This is a genomic window from Rhodococcus pseudokoreensis, assembly GCF_017068395.1.
Classification (GTDB): Bacteria; Actinomycetota; Actinomycetes; order Mycobacteriales; family Mycobacteriaceae; genus Rhodococcus_F; species Rhodococcus_F pseudokoreensis.
This window is the reverse complement of record NZ_CP070619.1, coordinates 6,223,135-6,235,425: the sequence shown is the minus strand read 5'-3', so window position 1 is coordinate 6,235,425 and position 12,291 is coordinate 6,223,135. Positions and strand designations below refer to the sequence as shown.

The following is a 12,291-nucleotide window of genomic DNA, read 5'->3' as shown; positions in this document are numbered from 1 at the left end:
AAACGGCTCCGGAGATTCAATTCTCCGGGGCCGTTTTCGTTGTCTCCACATCCTCCAGGACTAGAACGTATTCTCGTACGTGAGGCCTCAGGAGGGACCGTGCAGCTCGCCGACGTCGATCTCTACAACCCGGACACCTTCGTGCAGGGCGTGCCCCACGAGATGTTCGCCACGTTGCGGCGCGAGGCCCCCGTCTACCGGCACCTCGACGAGCGCGGCGACCCTTTCTGGTGCGTCACCCGGCATGCGGACATCGTGACGGTGAACCGGGACGCCGAGACGTATTCGTCGTGGCGGGGCGCCACCTACATCGACGATCTGGCCCCCGACGACCTGGCGGGCCAGCAGCTGATGATGCTGAACATGGATCCACCGGACCACACCGCGCTGCGGAAGATCGTGAGCAAGGGCTTCACGCCCCGACGGATCGGCCAGTTGCACGACATTCTCGCGGAGCGCGCCACGAGCATCGTCGACGCGGTGATCGAGCGCGGCGAGTGCGACTTCGTCGTCGACGTCGCATCCGAACTGCCGCTGCAGGCGATCGCCGATTTCCTGGGCGTGCCCCAGGAGGACCGCAAGCTGATCTTCGACCTGACGAATCAGATGATCGGCTCGTCCGATCCCGAATTCCACCGCGAGGAAGGTCAGGAACGCGCGGCGGCCGGCCAGATGTTCGCCTACAGCCTGGAGATGTTCGAGGACCGCAAGCGGCACCCGCGCGACGACATCGCGACCGCTCTCATCCAGGCCGACGTGCACGGCGAGAAGCTCGGCGAACTCGACTTCAACATGTTCTTCATGCTGCTCGCGGTCGCAGGCAACGAGACCACCCGCAACGCGATCTCGCACACCCAGCTGGCGCTGATGGAGCATCCCGACGAGCGCCGCAAGGTGCTCGAGGATCCGTCGAAGCTCGACGCCCTGATCGAGGAGGGGTTGCGATGGGCCACACCGGTCATGCAGTTCCGCCGGACCGTGACCAGGGACACGGTGCTGCACGACGTCGAGATCGCCGAGGGCGACCGGGTGGTCATCTGGCACATGTCGGGGAACCGTGACGAGGCGGTGTTCGACGACCCGTACACGTTCGACATCGACCGGCCCACCGGCCACTACTCCCAGCACATCGCGTTCGGCGGCGGCGGTCACCATTTCTGTCTCGGCGCCAACCTCGCTCGCGCCGAGATGAAGGTGATGCTGAGTGAGATTCTGCGTCGGATGCCGGACATGGAGCAGACGGCGCCGGCCCAGCGGCTGCGCTCCAACTTCATCAACGGGCTCAAGCATCTGCCGGTGACGTTCACACCCTCGTCCCTCTGAGCGGAGCGCCGTCTTTTCTGACAGCCTGGTCGGGTGAGCAACGTCGACGCAGTGGTCATCGGATCCGGTCCCAACGGGCTCGTCGCGGCCGCGACGCTCGCCGATGCGGGCTGGGACGTCGCGGTCGTGGAGGCGCAGCCGACGCCGGGCGGCGCGGTGAAGTCGGCCGAACTAGTTCCCGGTTTCACGTCGGACCTGTTCAGCGCGTTTTATCCCCTGTCGACCGTGTCCCCCGCAATTCGCGGGCTGGACCTCGAGTCGCACGGGCTGCGGTGGAGTCATGCGCCGCACGCGGTCGGGCACGCCCGCTCGGCCGCCGACGAGGATGCGCCGGTGATTCATCCCGACCCGGCGGACACGGCCGCCGACCTCGAACGCAGGCAACCCGGCGACGGCGTCGCGTGGACGGCGCTGGTCGAGCAGTGGCATCACATCAAGGAACCGCTGCTGAGCACCCTGTTCAGCCCGTTCCCGCCGGTGCGTGGTCCGAGCGCACTGCTGCGCAGGCTGGGCACCGCCGAGTCGCTGCGGGTGGCCCGATTCCTGCTCCTGCCTGCGCGGCGGATGGCGCACGAACTGTTCCGCGGCGAGGCGGCACGACTGCTGTTGCTGGGCAACGCGATGCACGCCGACACTCCTCCGGACGCACCGGGCAGCGGCGTCATGGGGTACATCCTGACGATGCTCGCCCAAGACGGCGGGTACCCGGTCCCGGTGGGCGGCGCCGGCGAGTTGTCGGCCGCGATGGTGCGCCGGGCCGAGCACGCGGGCGCGCATTTCCACTACGGCGACGCGGTGACCGGGATCGATGTTCGGTCCGGTCGCGCCGTCGGCGTGCTGACCGCGTCGGGTGTCCGCTACACGGCCCGCCGGGCGGTGATCGCCGACGTCTCGGCGCCCGCGCTGTACGGGTCGCTGCTCCCGGACCACGCCGTCCCCGCCCGGGTGCGCGCCGACCTCGAGCATTTCGAGTGGGACACGCCGGTGTTGAAGGTCAATTACGCCTTGTCACAGAAGATTCCGTGGCGTTCGCCCAGCCTGAGCGGTGCCGGGACCGTCCACCTGGGCGCCGACGACAACGGCCTCGTCCGCTGGATGGCCGACCTGACCACCGGCACCGTCCCGGCCAGCCCGTTCCTGCTGTTCGGGCAGATGACGACCGCCGATCCCAGTAGGTCACCGGAGGGCACCGAAAGCGCCTGGGCATATACACATCTGCCACGCGACATCACCGACGACGCGTCCGCCGATCTGCTGGCAGCGCGGGTCGACGACGTCCTCGAGGCACACGCGCCGGGTTTCGCGGAGCGGGTCGTCGGGCGTGTCGTCCAGCGCCCGTCGGATCTCGAGACGGCCGACGCGAATCTCGTGGGCGGCGCCGTCAACGGAGGTACGGCGCAACTCCATCAGCAGTTGGTCTTCCGGCCGGGGCCGGGCATCTCCCGCTCGGAAACCCCTGTTCAGGGCCTGTACCTGGGCAGCGCGTCCGCGCACCCGGGTGGCGGCGTGCACGGCGTGTCGGGCCTCAACGCCGCCCGCGCCGCGCTCGGCGAGGACGGACCCCGCGGATGGCTGCGGCGACGCACCTCCCGCGCCGTGATCGACCTGCTGTCGAAGGGACCGATCCCCTAATTTTCCGCTTGTCGGGGTACCTCACCGTGCAATGATCTGAGTCGTCGAATTCGGACCACGAAGGGGCATCATGCAGCATCGAGAATCGTCCTTCGCCGGCGTCGGCGGAATTCCCATCGTCTACGACGTATGGCTTCCCGAGCGGCGCCCGCGCGGCGTGCTGGTGCTGTGCCACGGCTTCGGCGAGCACGCCCGGCGCTACGACCACGTGATCGAGCGACTCGGCGAACTCGACCTCGCGATTTACGCGCCCGACCACCGCGGACACGGGCGGTCGGGCGGCAAACGGGTTCACCTGAAGGACTGGCGCGAATTCACCGACGATCTGCACCAGTTGTTCGGCATCGCGTCGACGGACTGGCCGGGCACCGACCGGTTCCTCCTCGGGCACAGCATGGGCGGTTCCATCGCACTGACGTACGCCCTCGACCACCAGCAGGATCTGAAGGCACTCATGCTGTCCGGGCCCGCGGTCGACGTGACGAGCGGGACACCGCGCGTGGTGGTCGAGATCGGCAAGCTGGTGGGCCGATTCCTCCCCGGAGTGCCCGTCGAGTCGCTCGACGCGAAGCTGGTGTCCCGGGATCCGGCCGTCGTGGCAGCCTACGAGGAGGATCCCCTCGTCCACCACGGGAAGGTGCCCGCGGGGATTGCGCGCGGAATGATTCTGGCTGCCGAACATTTGCCGGAGCGCCTCCCGTCGTTGAAGGTTCCCCTGCTGCTGCAGCACGGGCGGGACGACGGGCTCGCGAACGTGCACGGCACGGAACTCATCGCGGAGTACGCCGGGTCGGAGGATCTCACGGTGGAGATCTACGAAAACCTGTTCCACGAGGTGTTCAACGAACCGGAGAACGAGGAGGTACTCGACGACCTCGTCGAGTGGCTGCGGCCACGCGTTCAGGCCTGACTCCGCCGGGGGATTCTGCACCCCCGGACGCGGGATGCCAGGATGGGCGGATGAAACGTCACGTCACCGCCACCCTGGACATCGAGGTCACCGACGCCACCAGTCTCGAATTCAAGATCGCGGTGGCCCGGACGCCCGGTTCGGAGCTGTCGGAGTCGCTGAAGTTCACCCTCGACGGTAACCCGGTCGAGGCACGAGAGATGTTGGCGGAGCACGGTACTCGCGTCCACCTACTGGACAGCCCACGCGGCTCGCTGCACGTCGAGTACGCGGCTTCGGTTGTGGGTAAGTCTGATTCGCCTCCGGTCACCGACTACGACCTGTCGAAGTATCTGCGCCCGAGCCGGTATGCCGAGGCGGACAAGTTCTTCGGTTTCACCGGCGGGGAGTTCAACCTGTCCAAGCCGCACCCGGAACTGCTGCAGGACATCACCACATGGGTGGGGTCGCGGCTGCTGTATCAGGCGGGATCGAGCAGATCCACCGACAGCGCCGTCGACACGATGCTGTCCGGGGCCGGGGTGTGCCGTGACTTCGCCCACCTCACGGTGGCGCTGCTGCGGGCCGTCACCATCCCGGCGCGGCTGGCGGCGGTGTATGCGCCGGGGTGCGATCCGATGGACTTCCACGCCGTCGTCGAGGCGTTCGTCGATTCCGAGTGGCGGGTGGTCGACGCCACCCGACTGGCCCCGCGGTCGGCACTGCTGCGGATCGCGACGGGGCGCGACGCCGCGGACACCGCGTTCCTGGACAATCACGGCGGGGCGATCACACTCGAGAACACGGTGGTGACCGCCGTCGTCGACGGCGAGTTCCCGTCCGACGACTACGCGACACCCACCTCGTTGACGTGACGAATCAGGTTGTTTCCGCAAGCCTTTCGGCGAGCACGCCCAGCTGAATCTTCTTGGCGTCGGCGTGCACCTCGCGGCCGGCGTCGGTGACGTCGACGAAGACGCCCCGGCGGTCCGCCTCGCACAGCGCCCTGGCGACCAGGCCCGCCTTCTCCAGCCGGGCCACACTCCGGGACAGGGCGCTGGGGCTGAGATACATCTCGGCGGCCAGGTCCTGCATCCGCGGGCGGTCGCAGGTGGTGTCCATCAGTCGGTCGAGCGCCTCGAAGTCACTCATACTCAGCCCGTGCGCGTGTTGCATCTCACGATCCAACTCGCACGCAATCGAGTTGTATCGGCTCGCGAGCAGCCGCCACGTGTCGCGCAGGTCCGCTTCTGAGCTCATGATCCGCACCCTAGCGCGCAGACGAAAAACGTGCAAGCGAATTAAATGCAAACGAAATTAGTGCTTGCGCATTGATTGCACGTGCATCTACATTCTTCCTGTGACTATCAGCGACGCCACCCCGGACCTCGCCACCTCGTCGGGCGCCACCACCGCCCCGCCGACCGACCAGGCCTGGACTCCCCGCCTCTGGGGCGTCCTGGCCGTGCTGTGCCTCGTGATGTTCCTCGACGGTCTCGACGTCTCGATGGTGGGTGTTGCGCTCCCCTCCATCGGAACCGAACTCGGGCTGTCGACCACCTCGCTGCAATGGATCATCAACGGATACGTCCTCGGCTTCGGTGGTCTGCTGCTGCTGGGCGGACGCACCGCCGATCTCCTCGGACGCCGCCGCGTCTTCCTGATCGCGCTGACCGTGTTCGCGATCGCGTCCCTGGTCGGCGGACTCGTCGACAACGGCACGCTGCTCATCGCGAGCCGCTTCGTGAAGGGACTCGCCGCCGCGTTCACTGCGCCGACCGCGATGTCGATCCTCACCACCACGTTCAAGGAGGGCCCCGCCCGCAACCGGGCGCTGTCGATCTTCTCCGTCTTCGGAGCCAGCGGCTATTCGTCCGGCCTGGTCCTGGGCGGACTGCTGACCAGCGCCGGGTGGCGCTGGACGTTCCTGATGCCGGTGCCCTTCGCGGTGCTCGCCCTGGTCGCAGGCACCGTCCTGATCCCCCGCGACCGTGCCGCCGACACCGGCGGCCACGACATCGTCGGAGCCGCGACGCTGGTGTCGGGCATGCTGCTCGCCGTCTACACCGTCGTGTCGGCGCCGGCCCGCGGCTGGGCCGATCCGCTCACGCTGGGCTCGTTCGCACTGGCCGCCGCCCTGCTGGCCTCGTTCTTCGTCGTGGAGAACCGGGTCGCGCACCCGCTCGTGCGGCTGAGCATTCTGCGGGTCGGCTCGATCGTGCGGGCGAATCTCAGCATCGTCGCCCTGTTCGGCTCCTACCTGAGCTTCCAGTTCATGATGACGATCTTCCTGCAGTCGGTGCTCGGATGGTCACCGCTGGAGATGGCGCTGGGTCTCCTCCCCGCGGGCATCATCGTGGCCTTCGGGTCGCCGTTCGTGGGCCGTCTGATCGACGCGTTCGGCACCGCCCGGATGATCATCGCGGCACTCACGTCGCTGAGCCTCGGCTACCTGTGGTTCCTCTTCGCCGGGAGCGATCAGCCGAACTACACGATCGCGATCCTGCCGAGCGTGGTGCTGCTGGGCGTCGGTTTCGCACTGGGCTTCACGTCGATCATGGCCCAGGCCACATCGGGTGTCGACGACTCCGAGCAGGGGTTGGCGTCGGGGCTCGTGCAGACGTCCGCACAGGTCGGTGCCGCGCTCGTGCTGGCGCTGACCACCGCGCTCGTCACCGCGGGCTCGCACACCGCCACCGGCATCAGCGGCGCCGGGTTCCACCAGTTCCACTCCGGCCTCGTGCTCGTCACGGGAGTCGCGCTGCTGGGACTGCTGATCACGGTGTCACCGCTGCTGCGCAGGGTGCTCAACCCCGCGTAACTCAGGCCGAGTGCCGCTTCGACTCCGTGAGTGCGCGGGACGCGAAGTCGACGGTGAGACCGATGATCGTGCGGCTTTCCCGCAGCACCTTGCCGATCACCGGGAACGCGTGGATCTGCCCACTCCAGATGTGGGTCTCGATCTGCCGGCCCTCTCGGTCGAACCGGTCGGTGAGGATCTCGACGTCGGGCCGCATGATCTCGTATTCGGCGGCGGTGAGGAAGACCGGCGGGAACAGTCCGGGATCCGCGTTCACCGGCGACTGGGCACCCGGAATCTGGTCGGGCCCGGCCAGCCAGCGGTCCTTCAGCTTGGCCACCTGCGACATCGGCAGGTACGCGTCGCGCTTCATGAAATCGGGGTCGTGATCCTCGAGGTCGAGGTTGAGCAGCGGGGAGTATCCGATGACGGCCGCCGGCCGGGTGATGCCCCGCAGCGCGGCGACTTCGGCGACCTTCATCGCGAGGTACCCGCCCGCCGAGTCCCCCGCGACGATCACCCGACTGGGGTCGTCGCAGACCTTCAGTACCTCGGTGTATGCGGTCATGGCGTCCACCAGCGACGCCCCGATCGCACCCTTGGGAAGCTGCCGGTACTCGACCGAGACGACGGGCGCACCCGACCGCGCGGCGAGCAGACCGCACAGCGCCCGGTGGGTGGCGAGCCCGCAGAACACGAATCCGCCGCCGTGGAAGTAGAGGATGGTGGCGCCGTCCATCGAGGTGACGGTGGGTCGCGGGTGGGTGATCTTCTCGCACGGCACACCGCCGAGCGAGATCACTTCGATGTCGAGCCCCTTCGGCTTGGGTAGCCGGTCGATGAGTTCGTCGAGGGCCGCCAGCAGTTCGATGCCGCGGTCCGTCGTCGGCCATATCGTGAACAGCGGTTTGACGAAAGCCCTGGCAAACCAGAACGTCATGCGCGCCCGTCGACTGACATCCCAGTGCCACACGATCGATCCTCGCGTTCGCATACTGCCCTCCGTTGTATCGGACGCTTGTCCAGCTAACTGGACACCCTAGGGCGATCCGGGGAGAAACGCACCCATATCCCCCGGGACCTCACGCCACGGTAAGTCGAAGCCGCCCGTTACCGAGCGACTTCGACTGAATTTCCGTCCGATTACCGGAAGTTCACCGGCCGAGCCGCTGCTCCAGCCGAGCGATGATCTCGGTCGCCACCTGTGTCGGCGATCCACCCACGTCCACCACGATGGCGTCCTCGTCGGGTTCGATCGGCTCGAGCGTCGAGATCTGCGTGTCCAGCAACGACGGGGGCATGAAGTGGTCCAGCCGGGCAGTCAGCCGTTCCCCGATCTGCGCGCGCGACCCGGCGAGATGCACGAACACGACGTTGTCTCCCCGCAGGACGTCGCGGTAGCTGCGCTTGAGCGCGGAGCAGGTGATGACCCCGGGAAGACCGTTGTCGGTGTGGTCCCGGATCCATCCCGCGACGAGATCGAGCCACGGCCAGCGGTCCTCGTCGGTCAACGGCTGCCCCGACGCCATCTTCGCGACATTCGCGGGTGGGTGCAGCGCGTCGCCCTCCTGCAGGTCCCAGCCCATCGCGCCGGCGATGATTCCCGCGACCGTCGACTTCCCGGACCCGGACACGCCCATCAGCACCAGGACGGGATCCGCGGTCTGCGGCGTGCGTCCTACCGGTTCGCGCGTACTCACGTGCATCTCACCAACCTCACTCGACATTCTCGACCCCCTTTAGATGAACACGCTGAGCGCGAGGACACCGGCCAGACCGGTGACGGAGATGATGCACTCCATCACCGTCCACGTCTTCAGGTTCTGTACCACCGTGACGCCGAGGTATTCCTTCACCAGCCAGAATCCCGCGTCGTTGACGTGCGACAGGAACAGCGAGCCGGAGCCGATCGCGAGCACCATCAGCGAGACGTGCGTGGACGTCAGCTCGGCGGCGACGGGCGCGAGGATGCCGGACGCGGTGACGGTCGCGACGGTGGCCGATCCGGTGGCGACCCGGATCAGCACGGCCACGAGCCAGGCGAGGAACAGAACCGGAAGGGCACTGCCCTTGATCGCTTCGGCGATCACGTCGGCGATGCCGGTGTCGATCAGGACCTGCTTGAATCCGCCGCCCGCACCGACGATGAGGAGGATTCCGGCGATCGGGGGCAGCGAGCTCTCCAGCGAGGCCGCGATGGCGTTGCGGTCCATGCCACCGCCCCGGCCGAGGAGCAGCATTCCGGCGAGCACCGCGAGTCCGAGGGCCACGACCGGCGTTCCGAGGAAGTCGAGCAGTGCCTTCGCGGGCGAGTCCGAGTCGGCGGCGGCGACGTCGGCAATCGCCTTGCCCAGCATCAGGACGACCGGGAGCAGGATGGCGGACAGGGTGGCCGCGAAGCTGGGGCGGCGACGCTCGGCGGCGACCTCCGCGCCTTCCCTGTCTTCGACGGTCACGTAGAGCTCGGGGACGGGCACGTCCACCCAGCGTGCGGCCAGCTTGCTGAACAGCGGTCCGGCGACGATGACGGTCGGAATCGCGACGACGACGCCGAGCGCGAGGGTGAGTCCGAGGTTCGCATTGAGGGCCGCCACCGCGACCAGCGGCCCGGGGTGGGGCGGAACGAGACCGTGCATCGCCGACAGACCGGCGAGGGTGGGGATCGCGATGCGCATCAGCGACAGCCCCGAACGGCGCGCGACGAGAATGATGACCGGCATCAGCAGAACGAGGCCGATCTCGAAGAACATCGGCAGGCCGATCACCGCGCCGACCAGTGCCATCATCCAGGGCAGCGTCCGCGGTCCTGCACGCCCGACGAGGGTGTCGACGACGCGGTCGGCGCCACCCGAATCGGCGAGCAGCTTGCCGAACATGGCACCGAATCCGATCAGGATTCCGACGCTGCCCATCGTGGCGCCGAAGCCCTCGACGAACGATTTCACCGAGTCCGTGGCGCCGAGCCCTGCGCCGATGCCGACGCCGACGGCGCCGATCGACAGCGCGAGGAACGGGTGGAGTTTGAGCCAGGTGATCAGCGCGATGATGACGGCGACGCCGACGACGGCAGCCGTGATCAGCTGCGCGTCGGTGCCGGCGCTGTCGGCCGCTGCGAGTAGTGACGCGGTACTCATTCTGTTGCTCCAGGGAGATCGGTGTTGGAATGACCGTTGTTCGTGACTCAGGTCACTCTGCCTCATAAACCATATGATTTCAAGGCAGAACTCAAATAAGTACTACTTAGAAGTGCGATCGCGCGCCAACGTGTGTTCAGCAGGGTTGGCCGTGGGACCATCGGCGGATGACCAACGCAGAGGGCGCCGAGTACCGGCAATTGCACGAAACGGTGCTCGACCGGCTCGGCAGCGACATCGTGGCCGGAGCCCTGGCACCCGGCACCCGCATCTCCGCCGACGACGTGGTCACCCAGTACTCCGTCTCCCGCACCGTCGTCCGCGAGGTGGTCCGGGTTCTCGAATCCCTCGGACTCCTGGCCGTTCGTCGCCGCGTGGGGATCACCGTCCTCGGCGAGGAGCACTGGAATTCTCTGGATCCGAGCGTGATTCGCTGGAAGCTCGCCGGACCGCAGCGGTTCGAACAGCTGTCGAGCCTGAGCGAACTGCGGTCGGGCATCGAACCGCTCGCTGCACGTCTCGCGGCGACACGGGCGACGCCGGAGCAGTGCGGGGCGCTCACGGCGGCCGTGATCGGAATGTCGTCGACGTCCCGTGCGGCAGACACGGACGCGTACCTGGCCCACGATTCCGACTTTCACCGCACCCTGCTGACCGCGTCGGGAAATCCCCTGCTGCGTGCGATGTCGCAGATCGTCGTGGAGGTATTGGAGGGCCGCACCCGGCACTCACTGATGCCGCACGTCGCGGAGACCGAAGCGATCCGCCTGCACGGCGTGGTGGCGTCGTCCATCCAGATGGGCGACGCGGACGCGGCGGAGGCGGCCATGCGCGCGATCGTGAGCGAATCCGCGACCGCCGTCGAGCAGATGAAGGACGACGAAGACACCCGCGAGTGAGATCTCGCGGGTGTCGTCGTCGTAGCGCAGCAGGGTCTACACGACCGAATCGGAGTGCATGGCTTCGAGTTCCACGCCCTTCGTCTCCTTGACCCAGCGCAGCACGAAGACGAGCGACAGCACCGCGCAGACGGCGTAGAAGCCGTAGGAGATTCCGAGCGAGAAGTCCTTCATGGACGGGAACGTCACGGTGATCAGCCAGTTCGCCGCCCACTGGGCACCCGCGGCGAGCGACAGCGCGGCGGCCCGGATGCGGTTGGGGAACGCCTCGCCGAGCAAGACCCACACGACCGGGCCCCACGACATTCCGAAGGCGACCACGAAGAGGTTGGCGGCGACGAGCGCGATCGGGCCCTGCAGCCCGGTGAGCTGCGGAGTCGTGACACCGTTCACGACGGTCGTGGAGGCGGTTCCGAAGATGAACGCCATGGTCGCGAGCGTCACGGCCATGCCGGCGGAGCCGATGATGAGCAACGGTCGACGGCCCACCCGGTCGATGTAGGCGATGGCGATGAGGGTGGTGGCGATGTTGACCACGGACGTGATGACCGTGATCTTCAGGGAGCTGCCCTCGTCGAAGCCGACGGCCTGCCACAGGACGCTCGAGTAGTAGAAGATCACGTTGATGCCGACGAACTGCTGGAAAACCGAGAGTCCGATACCGATCCACACGATCGGCATCAGGCCGAACGCGGAGCCCTTCAGATCGCGGATCGACGGCTGCGTCTCGCGGGCCAGCGTCGAACGGATGCTCTCGATCTTGAGGTCGAGGCCCTTCTCGCCGAGCAGAACCGCGAGGATGCCGCGGGCCTCGGCGATGCGTCCCTGAGCGATCAGGTAGCGGGGGGATTCGGGAATCGTCAGCGACAGCAGACCGTAGGCCAGCGCGGGCACACACATCGCGAGGAACATCCAGCGCCAGGCCTCGAGCCCGAACCACAGTTCTTCCTGCGATCCGCCGGCGAGCGCGGCGAGGGCGTAGTCGACCAGGAGCGAGACGAAGATGCCGGTGACGATCGCGAGTTGCTGCAGCGATCCGAGACGTCCACGCACCCGGGCGGGCGAGATCTCGGCGATGTAGGCGGGTGCGATGACCGAGGCCAGACCCACACCGATGCCGCCGACGATCCGGAACGTCACCAGCATCTCGACATTGGCCGCGAATCCGGTGCCGATGGCGCTCAGCAGGAACATCACCGCGGCGGCCCGCATGGTGACGAGGCGTCCGTACCGGTCGGCGATCCGCCCGGCCAGCATCGCTCCCGCCGCGGCACCGAGCAGTGCCGAGGCGATCGCGAATCCGAGGAGTGCGGACTCGACCTGGAACTTGCCCTCGATCGCCGACACGGCGCCGTTGATCACTGCGCTGTCGTAGCCGAACAGTAGGCCGCCGAGTGCGGCGACGGCCGCGATCCGGACGGGAACCGAAGTGCCCTCTGCGGTGTCACCGGGCGCTTCCGCGCCGGGCAACAGGACGTGTTCAGTCATGGGACTCCTCGTGAGCAAGGGGTGATCGAGACTCGGATCGGGCCGAGGCCTGCGCAGAGTGCGCAATCGTTGTGGTGTGGAACACAGTAGGCAACGAAACCACGAATCGTCAAGACATGAACATAT

At 67.4% G+C, this 12,291-nt stretch carries 11 protein-coding genes; 6 read left to right on the top strand and 5 right to left on the bottom strand.

The genetic code is table 11. From position 1 onward, the window contains the following. The first annotated feature begins 99 nt into the window (after window positions 1-99). From JWS13_RS33570 to JWS13_RS33555, 4 genes are all read left to right on the top strand, one after another. The gene (locus tag JWS13_RS33570; RefSeq protein WP_206009773.1) at window positions 100-1,323 is read left to right on the top strand and encodes a cytochrome P450; all 1,224 of its coding nucleotides are present in this window, start codon (window positions 100-102) and stop codon (window positions 1,321-1,323) included. 33 nt (window positions 1,324-1,356) lie between these two features. Beyond that, the gene (locus JWS13_RS33565; protein ID WP_206009772.1) at window positions 1,357-2,955 is read left to right on the top strand and encodes a phytoene desaturase family protein; all 1,599 of its coding nucleotides are present in this window, start codon (window positions 1,357-1,359) and stop codon (window positions 2,953-2,955) included. A gap of 70 nt (window positions 2,956-3,025) precedes the next feature. Further along, window positions 3,026-3,865, top strand: a complete 840-nt coding sequence (locus JWS13_RS33560) for an alpha/beta hydrolase (protein WP_206009771.1) — start codon at window positions 3,026-3,028, stop codon at window positions 3,863-3,865. A 50-nt stretch (window positions 3,866-3,915) separates the two neighbouring features. Further along, on the top strand, window positions 3,916-4,719 hold the full coding sequence (locus JWS13_RS33555) for a transglutaminase-like domain-containing protein (protein ID WP_206009770.1): 804 nt from the start codon (window positions 3,916-3,918) through the stop codon (window positions 4,717-4,719). Between the two features lie 4 nt (window positions 4,720-4,723). On the opposite strand, the gene JWS13_RS33550 is transcribed toward JWS13_RS33555, so the two are convergent. Continuing rightward, window positions 4,724-5,104 carry a MarR family winged helix-turn-helix transcriptional regulator gene (locus JWS13_RS33550; protein ID WP_206009769.1) on the bottom strand — a complete coding sequence of 127 codons (381 nt, stop codon included), beginning with the start codon at window positions 5,102-5,104 and terminating at the stop codon, window positions 4,724-4,726. Between the two features lie 64 nt (window positions 5,105-5,168). On the opposite strand from JWS13_RS33550, the gene JWS13_RS33545 reads away from it, so the two are divergent. Continuing rightward, on the top strand, window positions 5,169-6,665 hold the full coding sequence (locus JWS13_RS33545) for an MFS transporter (protein ID WP_206009768.1): 1,497 nt from the start codon (window positions 5,169-5,171) through the stop codon (window positions 6,663-6,665). Window position 6,666: 1 nt separating this feature from the next. Here JWS13_RS33545 and JWS13_RS33540 read toward each other — a convergent pair whose 3' ends face one another. The 3 genes from JWS13_RS33540 to JWS13_RS33530 all read right to left on the bottom strand — a co-directional run bounded on the left by JWS13_RS33540 (window position 6,667) and on the right by JWS13_RS33530 (window position 9,778). Further along, a complete protein-coding gene (locus tag JWS13_RS33540; protein ID WP_206009767.1) occupies window positions 6,667-7,638 on the bottom strand; it encodes an alpha/beta hydrolase in 972 nt (323 codons plus the stop codon). Between the two features lie 160 nt (window positions 7,639-7,798). After that, window positions 7,799-8,350, bottom strand: coding sequence for a gluconokinase (locus tag JWS13_RS33535; protein WP_072947669.1), 552 nt, complete (start codon window positions 8,348-8,350; stop codon window positions 7,799-7,801). Between the two features lie 33 nt (window positions 8,351-8,383). Beyond that, the gene (locus JWS13_RS33530; RefSeq protein ID WP_206009766.1) at window positions 8,384-9,778 is read right to left on the bottom strand and encodes a GntP family permease; all 1,395 of its coding nucleotides are present in this window, start codon (window positions 9,776-9,778) and stop codon (window positions 8,384-8,386) included. A 167-nt stretch (window positions 9,779-9,945) separates the two neighbouring features. Here JWS13_RS33530 and JWS13_RS33525 point away from each other — a divergent pair, with 167 nt between their 5' ends. After that, the gene (locus tag JWS13_RS33525; RefSeq protein ID WP_206009765.1) at window positions 9,946-10,677 is read left to right on the top strand and encodes a FadR/GntR family transcriptional regulator; all 732 of its coding nucleotides are present in this window, start codon (window positions 9,946-9,948) and stop codon (window positions 10,675-10,677) included. A 36-nt stretch (window positions 10,678-10,713) separates the two neighbouring features. On the opposite strand, the gene JWS13_RS33520 is transcribed toward JWS13_RS33525, so the two are convergent. Next, window positions 10,714-12,165 (bottom strand): sugar porter family MFS transporter, encoded by a 1,452-nt coding sequence (locus JWS13_RS33520; RefSeq protein WP_206009764.1) that lies wholly within the window; start codon window positions 12,163-12,165, stop codon window positions 10,714-10,716. Window positions 12,166-12,291: the final 126 nt, after the last annotated feature.